Source organism: Amycolatopsis sp. NPDC114504 (assembly GCF_055633595.1).
In genome coordinates this window covers 924,197-938,999 of the sequence record NZ_JBVKDU010000005.1, presented here as the reverse complement: position 1 = coordinate 938,999, position 14,803 = coordinate 924,197, and the positions used below count along the sequence as shown (strand labels likewise).

General features: G+C 72.9%; 14 protein-coding genes and 1 pseudogene. 6 read left to right on the top strand and 9 right to left on the bottom strand.

The window, feature by feature from the left end; genetic code table 11:
* The first annotated feature begins 72 nt into the window (after positions 1-72).
* Complete coding sequence (locus ACZ7PG_RS40465; RefSeq protein ID WP_470244483.1) at positions 73-2,127, top strand: MMPL family transporter; 2,055 nt, start codon at positions 73-75, stop codon at positions 2,125-2,127.
* Here ACZ7PG_RS40465 and ACZ7PG_RS40460 read toward each other — a convergent pair.
* On the bottom strand, positions 2,108-2,485 hold the full coding sequence (locus ACZ7PG_RS40460) for a MerR family transcriptional regulator (protein WP_470244482.1): 378 nt from the start codon (positions 2,483-2,485) through the stop codon (positions 2,108-2,110). The two genes, ACZ7PG_RS40465 and ACZ7PG_RS40460, sit on opposite strands and share 20 nt — an antisense overlap.
* A gap of 49 nt (positions 2,486-2,534) precedes the next feature.
* Here ACZ7PG_RS40460 and ACZ7PG_RS40455 point away from each other — a divergent pair, with 49 nt between their 5' ends.
* Entirely contained in the window at positions 2,535-3,341 is an 807-nt protein-coding gene (locus ACZ7PG_RS40455; RefSeq protein ID WP_470244481.1) for an MBL fold metallo-hydrolase, read from the top strand.
* Here ACZ7PG_RS40455 and ACZ7PG_RS40450 read toward each other — a convergent pair.
* The 7 genes from ACZ7PG_RS40450 to ACZ7PG_RS40420 form a co-directional block, all read right to left on the bottom strand.
* Positions 3,318-3,674, bottom strand: a complete 357-nt coding sequence (locus tag ACZ7PG_RS40450; protein WP_470244480.1) for an STAS domain-containing protein — start codon at positions 3,672-3,674, stop codon at positions 3,318-3,320. The two genes, ACZ7PG_RS40455 and ACZ7PG_RS40450, sit on opposite strands and share 24 nt — an antisense overlap.
* Complete coding sequence (locus ACZ7PG_RS40445) at positions 3,671-4,741, bottom strand: cobalamin B12-binding domain-containing protein (protein ID WP_470244479.1); 1,071 nt, start codon at positions 4,739-4,741, stop codon at positions 3,671-3,673. The genes ACZ7PG_RS40450 and ACZ7PG_RS40445 overlap by 4 nt, the downstream gene beginning before the upstream one ends.
* Positions 4,738-6,366: a PP2C family protein-serine/threonine phosphatase gene (locus tag ACZ7PG_RS40440; protein WP_470244478.1), complete on the bottom strand. Its 1,629-nt coding sequence runs from the start codon at positions 6,364-6,366 to the stop codon at positions 4,738-4,740. The genes ACZ7PG_RS40445 and ACZ7PG_RS40440 overlap by 4 nt, the downstream gene beginning before the upstream one ends.
* On the bottom strand, positions 6,359-6,754 hold the full coding sequence (locus tag ACZ7PG_RS40435; protein WP_470244477.1) for an ATP-binding protein: 396 nt from the start codon (positions 6,752-6,754) through the stop codon (positions 6,359-6,361). The genes ACZ7PG_RS40440 and ACZ7PG_RS40435 overlap by 8 nt, the downstream gene beginning before the upstream one ends.
* 92 nt (positions 6,755-6,846) lie before the next feature.
* Positions 6,847-7,233, bottom strand: coding sequence for an STAS domain-containing protein (locus tag ACZ7PG_RS40430; RefSeq protein WP_470244476.1), 387 nt, complete (start codon positions 7,231-7,233; stop codon positions 6,847-6,849).
* Positions 7,234-7,331: 98 nt separating this feature from the next.
* Positions 7,332-8,504 (bottom strand): VanZ family protein, encoded by a 1,173-nt coding sequence (locus ACZ7PG_RS40425; RefSeq protein ID WP_470244475.1) that lies wholly within the window; start codon positions 8,502-8,504, stop codon positions 7,332-7,334.
* A 75-nt stretch (positions 8,505-8,579) separates the two neighbouring features.
* Positions 8,580-8,774 carry an antitoxin gene (locus ACZ7PG_RS40420; RefSeq protein ID WP_470244474.1) on the bottom strand — a complete coding sequence of 65 codons (195 nt, stop codon included), beginning with the start codon at positions 8,772-8,774 and terminating at the stop codon, positions 8,580-8,582.
* 340 nt (positions 8,775-9,114) lie between these two features.
* On the opposite strand from ACZ7PG_RS40420, the gene ACZ7PG_RS40415 reads away from it, so the two are divergent.
* The 3 genes from ACZ7PG_RS40415 (at position 9,115) to ACZ7PG_RS40405 (ending at position 12,633) form a co-directional block, all read left to right on the top strand.
* On the top strand, positions 9,115-10,824 hold the full coding sequence (locus tag ACZ7PG_RS40415; RefSeq protein WP_470244473.1) for a sulfatase-like hydrolase/transferase: 1,710 nt from the start codon (positions 9,115-9,117) through the stop codon (positions 10,822-10,824).
* 123 nt (positions 10,825-10,947) lie between these two features.
* Positions 10,948-12,135 (top strand): GGDEF domain-containing protein, encoded by a 1,188-nt coding sequence (locus ACZ7PG_RS40410; RefSeq protein ID WP_470244472.1) that lies wholly within the window; start codon positions 10,948-10,950, stop codon positions 12,133-12,135.
* A gap of 168 nt (positions 12,136-12,303) precedes the next feature.
* Positions 12,304-12,633 (top strand): hypothetical protein, encoded by a 330-nt coding sequence (locus ACZ7PG_RS40405; protein WP_470244471.1) that lies wholly within the window; start codon positions 12,304-12,306, stop codon positions 12,631-12,633.
* Between the two features lie 145 nt (positions 12,634-12,778).
* On the opposite strand, the pseudogene ACZ7PG_RS40400 reads toward ACZ7PG_RS40405, so the two are convergent.
* Positions 12,779-12,997 (bottom strand): annotated as a pseudogene (locus tag ACZ7PG_RS40400) (enolase C-terminal domain-like protein); the annotation flags it as partial.
* Positions 12,998-13,647: 650 nt separating this feature from the next.
* Between ACZ7PG_RS40400 and ACZ7PG_RS40395 the strand changes: the two are divergent.
* A complete protein-coding gene (locus tag ACZ7PG_RS40395; RefSeq protein ID WP_470244470.1) occupies positions 13,648-14,769 on the top strand; it encodes a S1 family peptidase in 1,122 nt (373 codons plus the stop codon).
* Positions 14,770-14,803: the final 34 nt, after the last annotated feature.

Sequence of the window (14,803 nt, the reverse complement as noted above, 5' to 3'; positions counted from 1 at the left end):
CGGGTCGTCGTGCAGAATGTTCAGCTTGCTGAACAATTGGGCGTGTTCGCCCTCGAAAGGACCTTAGCGACCATGAACGACAAGCCGCGCCGGCTCCGCTGGCTGATCCCGGCCCTCCTGGTGATCGCCTGGCTCGGACTGGGCGGGTTCGGCGGGCCGTTCGCCGGGAAGCTCAGCGAGGTCGCGAAGAACGACAACGCCGCCTTCCTGCCGCGCTCGGCCGAAGCCACCGAGGTCTCCGACGAGCAGAAGGCCTTCACCCCGCGCCAGGTGCTGCCCGCGACCGTCGTCGCCGAGCGCACCACCGGCTTGACCGCCGAGGACCGCCGGTTCCTCGACGCCAAGGCCCAGGAGCTGGGCGGCATCCCCGGCGTCGTCGGCCCGCTCGGCAAACCCGAGAACGCGCCGCGCGACGACCAGGCCGTGCAGCTGGCCGTGCCGATCCTCGCCGACGGCAACCCCGGTGACGTCGTCAAGGAGGTCCGCGCGGCGCTCACCGGCGCCCCGGCCGGGCTCACCGTGCTGGTCACCGGGCCGGCCGGGCAGATCGCCGACCTGGTCAAGGCGTTCGGCGGCATCGACGGCATCCTGCTGCTCGTCGCCGGCGGGGTGGTCGCGCTGATCCTCATCGTGGTCTACCGCAGCCCGCTGCTGCCGTTCCTGGTGCTGCTCTCGGCGGTGTTCGCGCTCGGGCTCGCCAGTCTCGTCGTCTACCTGCTGGCGAAGCACGACGTCCTCGCGCTCAACGGCCAGAGCCAGGGCATCCTCTCGATCCTCGTGTTCGGCGCGGCGACCGACTACGCCCTGCTGACCGTCGCCCGCTTCCGGGAGCAGCTGCGGGACACGCCGAGCCGGTTCGACGCGCTGAAGCTCGCCTGGCGCGCGACGCTCGAACCCATCGCCGCCTCGGCCGGCACCGTCATCCTCGGGGTGCTGTGCCTGCTGTTTAGCGACCTGAACTCGAACAAGGGCCTCGGCCCGGTCGCGGCGATCGGCATCGGCGCCGCGCTGCTGGCGTCCACCACGTTCCTGCCCGCCGTGCTGGCGCTGTGCGGCCGCGGCGCGTTCTGGCCGTTCAAGCCGGCGCTCGGCTCGCCGCACCCGGAGACGTCGGGGATCTGGGGCCGCGTGGCGCGCCTGGTCGGCGGCCGGCCGCGCACGGTCTGGGTGGTGACGGCGCTCGTCCTGGGTGTCGGCGTCGCGTTCCTGCCGCAGCTCAAGGCGTCCGGCACGGCGCAGTCCGACGTCTTCCTCACCCAGGTCGAGTCCGGGACCGGGCAGGACGTCCTCGGCCGGCACTTCCCGGGCGGGCTGGGTGCGCCCGTGATCACGATCGCCGACACCGGCGCCGTGCCCGCGGTGCTGGCGGCGTCCAAAGTGGACGGAGTCGCGGAGTCGGTGCCGCTGCCCAAGGTCGTGAACGGCCGGGTGCAGATCCTGTCCGTGCTGAACGATCCGGCGGACTCCGAAGCGGCCGTCGCCACGGTCGGCAAGCTGCGCGACGCCGTGCACGCGATCCCCGGCGCGGCCGCGAAGGTCGGCGGCCCGACGGCGATCCAGCTCGACACGCAGCAGACGTCGGAGCACGACCGCGCGCTGATCATCCCGATCGTGCTGCTGGTGATCTTCCTCGTGCTGGCCCTGCTGCTGCGGTCGTTGCTCGCGCCGCTGCTGCTGATCGCCACGGTGGTGCTCTCGTTCGCCGCGACGATGGGCGTGTCCGCCCTGGTGTTCAACCACATCCTGGACTTCCCGGGCGCGGACCCGGTCGTGCCGCTGTTCGGGTTCGTCTTCCTGGTGGCACTCGGGATCGACTACAACATCTTCCTGATGACGCGGGTGCGCGAGGAGGCGCTGACCCGCGGCACGCGCGACGGCACGCTGCGCGGGCTGTCGCTGACCGGCGGCGTGATCACCTCGGCCGGGGTGGTGCTCGCCGCGACGTTCTCCGCGCTCGCGGTGATCCCGATCCTGTTCCTGGCCCAGATCGCGTTCATCGTCGCGTTCGGCGTCCTGCTGGACACGTTCCTGGTGCGGTCGCTGCTGGTGCCGGCGCTGACGGTCGATGTCGGGCGGCGCATCTGGTGGCCGTCCAAGCTGGCGAAGGCTACGAAATCGCCCGCTTGAAGTCCGGGCACTCGACCAGCGGCACGTGGTCGCAGGTCGCGGCGTGGCGGAGGCTGTCGCGCATGCGGGTGAGCCGGTCGATGGCGTCGTCGAGCTCCGACGCCTTGACCGCCATCCGCTCGCGCAGCGCGTCGTCGCTCGGCGTCGCCACCAGGAACCGGGCGATCTCCGCGATCGTGAACCCGGCGCCGCGCGCGCAGGCCACGAGGTCGAGGCGGCGCAGGACGTCCGGGTGGTACGTGCGGCGCAGGCCGTTGCGGCCGGCCGGTTCGACGAGCCCGCGCTTCTCGTAGAACCGCAGCGCCGAGGGCGCCAGCCCGGACTTCTCGGCGACTTCGGCGATGTCGAGCAGGGTCATCGGGTTCCTCCTTGACTTGAAGCGTAGTTCAAGTCGGACGATGACGGCCATGAAGATCCACCACCTCAACTGCGGGTCCGTGCGGCAGATCGAAGCCCCCGGACTGCCCACCGCGCACGCGGTCAACCACTGCCTGCTCGCCGAGACCGAGCACGACGGACTCGTGCTGGTCGAAACCGGCCTCGGCCTCGACGACGTCCGCGACCCCACCGCCACCCTGGGCGGCGACTGGGTCACCATGGCGCAGCCGCTGCTGGCCGAAGACGAAACGGCCGTCCGGCAGATCGCCCGGCTCGGCTTCGCCGCGGCGGACGTGCGGCACGTCGTGGTCACGCACCTCGACGTCGACCACTGCGGCGGCCTGCCCGACTTCCCGGACGCGCGGGTCCACGTCCTCGCCGCGGAGCTGGACGCGGCCTTGGCCGAGGCGCCGAGCTTCCGCTACCGGCCGGCGCACTGGGCACACGGTCCGAAGTGGGAGACCTACGACGCGCCGGCCGGGGACGACTGGTTCGGCTTCGCCTCGGTGCGGCTGACCGGCGTGGAAGCGGACCTCCGGCTCGTCCCGCTCGGCGGGCACACGGCGGGCCACGCGGGCGTCGCGGTCCACGACGGCACGCGCTGGCTCCTGCACTGCGGCGACGCGTACTACTTCCACGGAGAGCTGACGGCGGACCCGGAGCCGCACCCGGTGCTGGACGTCGTCCAGACCCGCTCGGAAATCCACCACGACCTGCGCCTGGGGACGCAGGCACGGCTGCGCGAGCTGGCGAGGCGGCACGGCGACGAGGTGACGCTCTTCAGCGCCCACGACCCGTGGGAGCTGGAGCGGCTAGGAGTCGCGGCGGGCGCGTGAGTCGGCCGTGACCTCGCCGGTGAGGTAGGCCGTCGTCCCGGTCAAGGACAGCAGCCGTTCGAGGGCGGGGGGCCGGTTGTCCAGGTGCAGGCGGGCGCCCGCGCCGGTGACCGCGCGGTGGACCAGCAGCAGGGTGGACAGCCCGGAGGAGTCGCAGAAGGCGATCCCGCCGCAGTCGAGCCGCACGTCCCGCACGTCCGGGTGGTCGGCCAGGCGGGCGGTGACCAGCTGCAGCAGCAGCCCGGCCGTGGCGAACTCGAGCTCGCCGACGATCGCGACGCGGGCCGTCGCGTCGTCCGGGGCGGTCCAGGTGCAGGTCAGCCCGCTGGTCATGCCGACCGCTCCGATCCGGCGGGCGGCTTCGCCAAGTGCGTGCGCGCGGCGCGGAGCAGGCCGGTCGCGCGCGGGAAGTCGCGCAGCTCCGCCTCGAGCAGGTCGAGGGCGGGCACCAGCGACGCGGCCGGGACGCCCCGCGCGGTGAGGATCCCGGCGGTCCAGGTCAGGAACCCGGTGAACAGGTCGTCGTCGCCGACGTACAGCGCGGTCGCCAGGAACTCGACGATGTGCGCGAGGTCCTCGGCCGTGTGCTGGCGCTGCAGGTCGGTGTAGGTCCGCATCGCGGGGACGCGCTCCTCCAGGCCGGTCAGCACCGCCTTGACGAGCCGGCCGGAGCTGCGCGTGACCAGCGTGTACTCCTGGTCGGCCAGGTGCGGCAGGTCGTCGAGCGGCTGGTGCCCGGCGAGCGGGCGGGGGAGCGGCTCGGCCAGCCGGTCGGCGGCCGAGCGGGCGTCCGGTGCCCATGCTTCGGCGCCGAGCAGCCGGGCGTACCGGCCGTCGGGGCCGAACGCGGCACCGCCGGCGATGACCGGGGTCGCGGCCGCCTGGCACGCGGTGATCGTGGCGTGCGCGGTCGGCAGCCGGGTGGCGATCGACCCGGACAGCGCGACCGCGTCCGGCCCGGTGCGGTGCAGGTGGGCGACCAGGTGCGGGGCGGGCACCTGCGCGCCCAGGTAGTCGACCCGGAAGCCGCGCAGCCGTAGCACCTCGGCGAGCAGCCGGGCGGGCATCGCGTGCCACTCGCCGTCGACGCAGGCGACGGTGACCCGGCCGAGGTGCGGCTCCGGCCGCTTCAGCACGTAACCGAAGGTCGCGATGACGCGGTCGTTGATCGCGGTCGCCGCGTGCTCCTGGGCGACCGTGAGGCGGTTGGCCGCCCACTCCTGCCCGACCCGGCGCTGGACCGCGCCGATCACGTCGAGCAGCAGGCTCTCCGGGTCGGCGCCGTCGTCGAGCGCCTGGATCACGACGTCGCCGGCGGCGTACTCGTCACCGGTCGTGACGGCGTCCCAGAGCCGTTCGGCGTGCTCGGCCACCCCGGGGGTGCGGGTGGGGGTGCTCATGCGGTGTACCTCCCGCGCCCGTGGCCGCCGACCGCGGCCAGGTGCTGCCCGCGCGGCGCGGTGATCGCCAGCACGGCCATGTCGTCGTGGGTGCCGCGGCCGATCCACTGGGACGCGAGCATCTGGATCCGCTCGACCACCGCGTCGGCCGGCAGGTTCGCGCACTCGCCCAGCGCCTGCCGGAGCCGGTCCTCGCCGAACATCGCGTCGCCCAGCGGGCCGCCGCGCGCCTCGACGATCCCGTCGGTGTAGAGCAGGCACGTCTCGCCCGGGTCGAGCGTGATGTCCGTCCCGGACGACCGGATCTCCGGCAGCACGCCGATCAGGCTGCCGTGGGTGTCGGCCTCCTCGACGCGGCCGTCCGCCCGGACGATCAGGGGCGGCGGATGGCCCGCGCACGTGACGCGCAGCCGGACGGTGGCGCCCTCGCGGCGGGCCGAGGCCAGCACGAGCGTGACGAAGCGGGCGTCACGGCCGCTCGCGAGCGAGCGGTTCAGCAGGCTCAGCAGCCCGTGGTGGTCGCCCGCCATCGGCAGCAGCGCGCGCAGCGTGGTGCGGATCTTGCCGGTCAGCACGGCCGCTTCGAGACCCTTGCCGCAGACGTCGCCGAGCACGGCCAGCGACTCGTCGCCCGCACCGGTGGTCGCCGGGTGCACGTCGTAGAAGTCGCCGCCGATCCGCTCGCCGTCGCGGGCCGGGCGGTAGCGGCCGGCGAACTCGATGCCGCCGAGCTGCTCCAGGGTCGGCGGCAGCAGCTCGCGCATCAGGGTGTCGGTGATCGACGCCTGCAGCGCGAACACGCGCGCCGCCGACATCGCCGCGCCGGCCCGTGCGGCGAACAGGCGGGCGAAGAGCTCTTCCTGGTCGGTGAAGGAGGCCCGGTCGCCGCGGCGGAGCAGGACCAGGGCACCGGCAGGGACGCCGTGGCCGGGCAAGGGCGTGACGACGATCGACCCGACCGGGCCGAACCCCGCCGGCAGCACCCAGGCGGGCGCCGCGTCCGGGTCGAGCCAGCGCGAAGGCACCGGCGGGAAGCCCTGCAGCGCCTCACCGAGGCCGGGCAGCTCGTCCGGGTTGATCTCCAGCCGGAACCGCGCCGGCTCCTCGCCGCGCACGCAGGAGACGGCGGGGAAGTTCCCGGCCGTGGTGGGCGCCAGCACCAGGGCGGCGTCGGCGAGGTGCTGCGCGGCGAGCCGGGCGGCGACCTCCATGCAGCGCTCCAGGTTGAGCGAACCCAGCAGAGCGGCGGAAGCGTCGCTGAGGAACGCCGTCCGCTCCTGCTCACGGGCCAGCGCGTCCCGGGCCAGGCGGGCGTCGGTCTCGTCGACCAGCCACCACGTCACGGCCTCGCCGTGCGGGATCGGGTGGGCCGCGAAGGCCCGCTCGCCGACCTCGCCGCGGACGACCTCGCCGGCGCGGTGGTCGTGCGCGCCGGCCAGCCAGTCCGCCACCGTGCCGGTCAGGGCTCGGCCGGGCCCGGCCGCGGGGAAGAGCGTGCGGGCGGCCTCGTTGAGCGCGAGGACCACGCCGCCGTCGTCGGCGCAGAGTGCGGCCGTGGGCGCGGCGGCCCAGCCGCGGTCGCCCGTGTCGGGTGTCCGGCGCGCCGTGCGCACCGGGTCACCCACGGGCGCCCCCGGGGTCGTCGGTCGCCAGCTCGGCCCACAGTGTCTTGCCGCTGGGCCGGCACAGCTGGCCCCAGGCCGCCGCGCAGCGCTCCACCAGCAGGAGGCCGCGGCCGCCCTGGTCGGACGGCGTCCGGCGGTGGGCCGGCCCGCCCCCGCCGTCGTCGACCTCGATCCGCAGCTTCGCGGCGCCGGTCAGCAGGCGCACGTGGTAGGGCGCGCGGCCGTGGCGGAGCGCGTTGGACGTCAGCTCGTCCACCACCATGACGGCGGTGCCGACCACGCTCGCCGGGAGTCCGCGCAGGACCGTGCGGACCCAGTGGCGGACCTTGGCCAGCTCGGTGAGGTCGGCGGTGATGCCGAGCTCGTGCCGGATCGCTCGCAGGTTCACGTCCGCCTCCTTCGCCGTTGCGGGCTCCGGGACGAAGCCGTCCCCTTCTTCATGCCCGGATCCGGGTCCGATGACACGGGTTTCGGCGGCCGTCATGTTTCTTCGGTCCAGGACGCCCGCACCGCGGCGAGGCTCGGGTGCAGCGGCATGAGGTCGCCGAGGCCGAGCAGCTCGATCGGCCGGGTCACGGCGTACGCGGTCGACACGAAGGCCAGCTTGCCGCCCGCGTCGTGCAGCCCGGCGGCCAGCCGCAGCAGGACCTGCAGGCAGCTGGAGTCGCAGTAGCCGACCTCGGCCATCTCCAGCACGACCCGCCGGGCGCCGGGATCGGCGGGGAGCAGTTCGGCGAGCTTCGGTGCGATCGCGAGGTCGAACTCGCCGCGCAGGGTGTAGACCTCGAGGCCGCCGTCCTCGTGGATCTCGACGGACCACCCGGCACCGGAAAACCGTTGCCGGGGCCGCGTCGCGTCGGTGGTCATGCGGGCTCCAGAAGGGGGGATCGGGGGCACGGGCTGGCGGCTCAACCCTGCTCCGGACGCAATCTACCAGCGCCCCCGATCCCGGGCAGCACGTCCCGTCACCGTCCTTTAAGGACTTCGGTCGGCCGGTCGGGCTCGGCCACCGGTTCGGGGGCCGGGGCGCCCGGTGCCACGATGGCGACGTTCACCGTGCGGGTCAGCCGTTCGTAGGGTGCCCGGTGCTCGCCGTCCAGCAGCACCGCCAGCGGCGTCCAGACGCCGACGACGAACACCGACGCGGCCAGCGCGACGGGCAGGAGCAGCTGCTCGGGGTGGTTGCCGAGGTCCCAGCGGTCCAGGTCCAGCAGCCACCACGTGAGCCACAGCGGCGAGAGCAGGACGCCGTTGCGGACCAGCAGCGCGATCGGCCCGGCCCGGCGGCGGCCGCGCCGCACCACGCGCAGCAGCATCGCCCGCTTCCCGGGCGTCGAGCCGGTCACCGCGGGAAGCACCACGAACCAGACGAGCGCGAGGATCACCACCGGCGTGTCGCGGTGTGCCAGGTCCTCGCCGAACAGCGTCAGCAGGCCGAACAGGAAGCCGAGCAGCGCGGCGAACCCGAGCAGGTCGGTGGCCAGCGCGAACAGCCGCCGGGTGAACGTGACCTTCGTGGCGTAGCGGCGCCGGTCGTGCTCGGGCTCCGGCGAGGGCAGCAGGCGGCCGAGCGGGCCGGCCACCAGCCAGCCCACGACGACGCCCGCGGTGTTGAGGATCAGGTCGTCGACGCTGAAGAGCCGGTACGGGCACGGGTAGACGAACCACAGGCCGGTCAGCTGCGTCAGCTCGAAGAACAGCGACACGCCGAAGCCGACCACCGCCGCGGGGACGAGCCGCATCTTCTGCGCGTAGCGGACGTAGAACCCGAGCGGGGCGAGCATCACGACGTTGAGCGCGGTGGTCCAGACCGCCGGGTTGTGCAGCAGCGCACCCGGGCTCCAGTGCCCGCGGGCGCGCTGCGAAACCACCTCGACGAAGTAGAACGGCCGCAGCTGCGGAGAACTCGCGTACGTGTGACCCGCGCAGTACGCCGGGTCGGCGGGCAGCGGCAGCACCGTCTGCGTGGCGATCGCCAGCAGGTAGAACAGGAACGCGTAGAAGACGAACGTCGGCCAGCCGCCGGCGCGGCCCCGCCGGCGGTAGCTGACGAAGGCGGCCGGGAGCATGACGGCCAGCACGAGGAACGGGAAGAGGATGAGGGCCGTCCGGACGGGGACGAGGTAGGTGGCGACCACGGAGCCGGTGGTACCCAGCCGAGCCGGGAGCGAAGCGTGCTTCCCCCGGACGGCTGGGCGGTCACCGGCCGGGACTCACTGCGGGGGCGCGTCCTGCTGCCCGCCGCCCTGCTTGTGCAGGTACTCCTTCACCTTGTCCGAGCCCTGGTCGATCTTGTCGGCGTGGTCGCCGAACCGCTGCTTGGCGGCGTCGGCGACCTTGTCCACACCCTGATCGGCCTTGTCCGGGTCCTTCCCGAGCGCTTCCTTCGCCTTGTCGAACAGGTTCATCCCTCAGGCCTTCCGTCGCGGAATCCGATCTTCGGACCTTTCGAGGAGAACACCGGCGCAACCGGCCCGCAACCGAACGGCCGCAGGCACTCACCTGTCGGGGGTATCGGCACCCCTTTCCGGGGTGAAAGCTCCGCGCCCGGGTTTGGAACCGGCGGGATCGGGTAGCGGCCGATCGCTCACGGTCTCGGGCACATCGTCCGGATCGTCCCGCGACCTTGGCTTCGGCGGCCCGGCGGCGTGAACCGTGGGCCGTCGTGGCCCGTATATGCGGTGAGACCGCCGTCCCCGCCGCAGGGGAGCGGCGGCCGACCCGTGAACCGTGATGTGAGGCCGCGCCATGATGGGAACCACCGGACTGCCGTTGCCGCGGCGTGCCCGCCGCCGCACCCCGGACGGAGGTGCGCCGCTGCCGGACTTCGGACTGCCCCGGGTCGCCCGGCGGCACGCCGTCGCGGGCGTGGTGCTCTCCGTCCTGGCGGCGCTGCTGGTGCTGTTCGCGCTCCTCGCGCCGGAGGACCTCAACTCGTTCTCGCCGGAAGCGCTGGTCCGCATACCGGTGGAAGGCCTGATCGTCGCGGCTTTCGTGCTGGTCCTGCCGCCGCGGGCACGCCGCGTCGTCGCCGTGCTGGTCGGGCTGCTGCTGGGGCTGCTCACCGTGCTGAAGGCGCTCGACACGGGCTTCTACGCGACGCTCGAGAAGCCGTTCGACCCGATCTACGACTGGAGCTTCTTCAACGCGGGCGTCGAGTTCCTCGCCGGGGAGATCGGCGACGCGGGCGCGTACGCCGTGCTGGCGGGTGCGGTGCTGCTCGCGATCGCCGTGGTCGTCTTCATGGTGCTCGCGATGCTGCGGCTGACCCGGATCGCGGCCGGCCGGCGGACCGGCGCGACGCGCGTGGTGGCCGTGCTCGGCGTGATCTGGATCGTCTGCTCGCTGTTCGGCGTCGAGATCGCGCCGGGGCAGCCGGTCGCGGCCCAGAACGCCGCCGCCCTGGCCTACGACGACCTGCGCCAGGTGAGCACGGACCTGCGGGAGCAGCAGCCCTTCGGTGAGCTGGCCGCCGAGGACGCGTTCCGGAACACCCCGGGCGACCAGCTGCTGGCCGGTCTGCGCGGCAAGAACGTGATCCTGACGTTCGTGGAGAGCTACGGCCGCGTCGCGCTCGACGACCCGGGGTTCGCCCCGAAGATCGGCGCGACGCTCGACGCGGGCACCGCCGAGCTGAAGGCGGCCGGCATCGGCGCGAAGAGCGCGTTCCTGTCGTCGTCCACGTTCGGCGGCGGCAGCTGGCTCGCGCACTCCACCGTCGAGTCCGGCATGTGGATCGACAACCAGCAGCGGTACAACAACCTCCTCGACAGCGACCGCCTGACCCTCGGCGGCGCGTTCCAGAAGGCGGGCTGGAAGACGGTCTGGGACGTCCCCGCGCACACGAAGGACTGGCCGGAGGGCCAGCGGTTCTACCACCCGGACGCCTACTACGACTTCCGGAACATCGGCTACAAGGGGCCGGGTTTCGCCTACGCGACGATGCCGGACCAGTACACGTTCTCCATGCTGCAGCGCAACGAACTCGCGAAGAGCGCGCAAAAGCCGGTGATGGCCGAGGTGGACCTCGTCTCCAGCCACGCGCCGTGGTCGCCGCGGCCCTGGCTGGTGGACTGGAACCAGGTCGGTGACGGCTCGATCTTCGCGCCGCAGCCGGGCGCGGGGGAGGCGCCGGAGTCGGTCTGGAAGGACCCGGCGAAGATCCGCGACGCCTACCGCGACGCCACCGACTACTCCCTGAAGACGCTCATCTCGTTCATGCAGCACTACGGCGACGACAACACCGTGCTCGTGTTCCTCGGCGACCACCAGCCGCCGGTGGTCACGCCGCAGGGCGCGGTGCACGACGTGCCGATCACGATCGTGGCGAAGGACCCGAAGGTGCTGGACCGGATCTCCGGCTGGGGCTGGACGGACGGCCTGCACCCCGCCGCGCAGGCGCCGGTCTGGAAGATGGACTCCTTCCGCGACCGGTTCCTGACCGCGTTCGCCCACTGACCGCCCCCTCCTGACTGTCCACTGAGGACACTCCGTCCGGCGGCTTCCGGTTCCCGCCCGGCGCGCCTATCCTGGTGGCGCCGGGCGGGGGAGCCCGGCCGATCCACGGACACGGGAGGGTAAGTGGATCCGCAGGGCCGGTCCGGCTCGGCGCACCCGCCACGCGGCGTCGTGCCCTACTACCTGGCGGTCGAAGCCACCGCCGTCGTGTTGCTGCTGGCCGCCGTCCCGGCGACGAAGCCGCAGCCGCGGGACTGGCTGTTCTTCGCCGTCCTGCTCGGCTCGGCGGTCGTGCAGGCCGAGCTGTCGGCGAAAGCCGAGCGGATGCGGCGGTTCCTGTCGAGGAACCCCCACGTCAGCGTCGCGTCGGTGTGGTACTTCGCCGCGCTGCTCGCGATGCCGCCGGTGCTCGCGTCCGTGCTCGCGGTGCTGGTCTACGGGCACCTCTGGCTGCGGATGGCGCGGGTGCCCGGCGTGCGGCTGTACCGGCTCACGTGCTCGGTGGCGACCTACGTCGTGAGCATCTTCGCCGCTCACGGCGTCGCCGGCGTCTTCGGTTCCGACGTGGCCGCCACGATCGCCGCCGGGATGGCACTCTTCCTGGTCAACACGCTGCTCGTGATGGTCGGGTTCAAGCTCCACGAGCCGGGCCGCCCGTTCCTGTCGTTCGCGGGCACGGCGTCGGAGAACCTGCTCGACGCGGCGACGCTGTGCCTCGGCGCGGTGGCCGCGGCGCTGCTGCCGGTCCGGCCGTGGCTGGTCCCGCTGCTGGTGCTGCCGGTCGTGCTGCTGCACCGGGGTGAGCTCGGGCGGCGGCTGGAGCTGCGCGCGCACGACCCCAAGACCGGGCTGCTGACCATCGAGGAGTGGCGGGCCCGGGCCGAGGCCGAGCTGGGCCGCGGGGGCGTCTGCGGGATCCTGATGCTCGACCTCGACCACTTCAAGCGCGTCAACGACACCCACGGGCACCTGGCGGGCGACGACGTCCTGCGCGCGGTCGCCGGCGCCGTCCGGGGCGAGGTGCGGGTCTACGACTCGGTCGGCCGGTTCGGCGGGGAGGAGTTCGTCGTGCTGCTGCCCGGGATCGGCCGCGTCCACTCCGTGGCCGTCGCCGAGCGGATCCGGGACGCGGTGGCGGCGCTGGCCGTGGTGGTGGCGGACGGGACGAGGATCACCGGGCTTTCGGTGTCGATCGGGGTGGCGGTCCACTCGGCCGCGGGCCGCGGCGTCGACGACGTGCTGGGAGCCGCGGACAAGGCCGTTTACGCGGCGAAGAAATCCGGCCGGGATCGGGTTTGCGTCAGCCGTTGAGGAATTGTGCGTGCCTTCCGCCATCCGTCCAGGGTCGCGGGCTAGCCCGGATGGAGCAGTGTGGTGACTTTCCGCTGCGCTCGCATTCACTGGCCCGATGAATTGCCGGTAATTCTTCCGCTCTCCTAGGCTTCGTAAGGTCGGGGTTCTCCGCTTTGAGGAGTGGTCATGCGAAGGAAATTGGCGGTTCTCGCGGTCGCTGCGTTTTCCCTGTTCGGATTGTCGGTCGTGCCCGCGGCCGCGGCCGGCGGCGACTTCGCGCCGCCCGGCTGTTTCGGCGAGCGCTACGGAACACTCTTCGGTCAGGGCGTTTCGGTCAGCTGTTTCCCCGGCGAGGGCTACGGGTACCGCGTGATCGCCCACTGCGCCAACGGCTCGGCGTTCTGGTTCGTGGCCGGCGATTTCGTGCCGTACGGATTCGGCCCGGCCGTCGCGGAATGCGCCGGGGCGCTGCTCGTCCCGTCGCGGGTGGTCTCCTACCAGGTCGACGAAATCTGATTTTCCGCGGGAACCGTCCGGCCACCCATTTCCGGGTGGCCGGACGGTGTCGTGTCCGGGTTTTTTCGGCAGGTGCGGCGGTCGTCCACCGCGTCCCGGTCCCGGTCGATTCCGAGCCAGGTGCGCGTGATCGCCCGCGGCTGCGGGATGTGCGGGGCGTACCGGCCGTTCGGCACGGCCGCCGCGGGTAGTCGCGGAATCGGGCGATCGAGCAGAGCGATTCGCCGACCGCGCTCGGGACGGTGGCCGCGGCGGCGAGCCGGGCGTGCCCGGAGACGTCGTCGGCGGTCAGCGGTTCCTCGAGCCGGCACAGGTCGAGCGGGCCGAGCGCGGCGGCCGTTATCCACTGGATCGCGTCCACCATCAGTCGCACGGCGGCCCGACGGCCTCCCGGACCGCGGTGAGCCGTTCGAGGTCCTCGCCGTCGGCGGGCATGTCGATCTTCACCTCGACGCTGGCTCGCCCGGCGGCCTTCGCGCCGGCGAAGAGGTCTCGCCACCTCGCCTCGACCGGTCGCGAGTCCTGCCCGACGAGCCGGGGAGCGGGTGGTCGCGCAGCAGCGCGGCGACGGAGCTGCCCCAGTGCCGATCGTGGACGAGTAGCCGAGCCCGTGGCCGCCGTCCTCGGTGGTCAGCTCGATGCCCGGAGCTCTAAGGGTCGGATCGTATAGGAAATACGATCTGACCGGCGTGAGAGGGGGCCGGGGGTGCCGCTGAGGGGGACGGTCATGCACGTCTGCTGCCCCGCAGACTCTGGTTCCGGCCACCGCCCCCACTCACATGCTCTACTTGGTCCAGACCTTCGTCGACGCGGACAGGCAGGACCTGTTCGCGGTTCTTCGCGTTCCGGAAACACGTTGCCCCGCAACCGATCGCGCCGTCCAGTCCACAACGGACACACGTTCGCCTCCGCGAATTCCGGACAGAAGACCGGACAAATCTGGACCACTCGCACGATCCGCCCGCACACTCGGCCCACGGTGAGTTTCTTTCCCCCTGCCTCGAAGGAGACCTCATGCGTCGAAGAATCGTCCTCGCCCTCGGCGGCGCCGCCGTCCTGACCGCGTCCCTCGCGTCGGCGTCGCTCAGCCCCGCCGTGGCCTCGCCCGGGCTGGTCGCCGCCATGCAGCGGGACTTCGGCTTGACCGCCGCCCAAGCCGAAACCCGCCTCGGCCAGGAGGTGACGGCCGCGCGGGTGATGCCGGCCGCCCAGCGAGCCGCCGGAGCCGCCTTTGGTGGCGCCTGGTTCGACCCCGCGCTCGGCAAGCTCGTCGTCGGCGTGACCGATCCGGCCGCGGCGGACGCGGTCCGGAAGGCCGGTGCCGAGCCGGCGACCGCCCGGGTCAGCGCCGCGAAGCTCGACGCGACGAAGGCCGCGATCGACGCCTCCGCCAAGGCCGCCCCCGCACCGGCCGCCGTCAGCGGCTGGCGCACCGACCCGCGCGCCGGCAGCGTCGTCGTCACCCTGCGGCCCGGCGCGCACGGCGCCGACGTCGACGCTTTCCTGGCCAGGGCGGCGAAAGCCGGTCCGGTCACGGTGGCGACCGCACCGGCCGCCGCGCCGTTCTCGGCGGGCACCGTCGGCGGCGACCCCTACTACATCAACGGCAACACCCGCTGTTCGATCGGCTTCTCCGTGCAGGGCGGCTTCGTCAGCGCCGGCCACTGCGGCGGCGCGGGCAGCTCGGTGGTCGGCTGGGACGGCTCGGCGATGGGCAGCTTCGCCGGTTCTTCCTTCCCCGGCAACGACTATTCGTTCATCCGCATCGGCAACGGCTGGTGGACCGCGCCGGTCGTGCTCGGCTGGGGCACGGTGAGCGACGCGCTCGTCCGCGGCTCGTGGGTCGCGCCGGTCGGCACCTCGGTGTGCCGCTCGGGTTCGACGACGCACTGGCACTGCGGCACGGTGCTGGGGCTCAACGAGACCGTCAACTACTCCCAGGGCGCGGTCTACCAGATGACGCGCACGAACGTCTGCGCCGAACCCGGTGACTCCGGTGGTTCCTTCATCACCGGCGACCAGGCCCAGGGCGTGACGTCGGGCGGCTGGGGCAACTGCAGCTCCGGTGGCGAGACGTGGTTCCAGCCGGTGAACGAGATCCTGCAGACCTACGGCCTCTCGCTGGTCACGGCGTAGTCATCGCGTAGCGGGTCGCGCATGGCACCGGTCG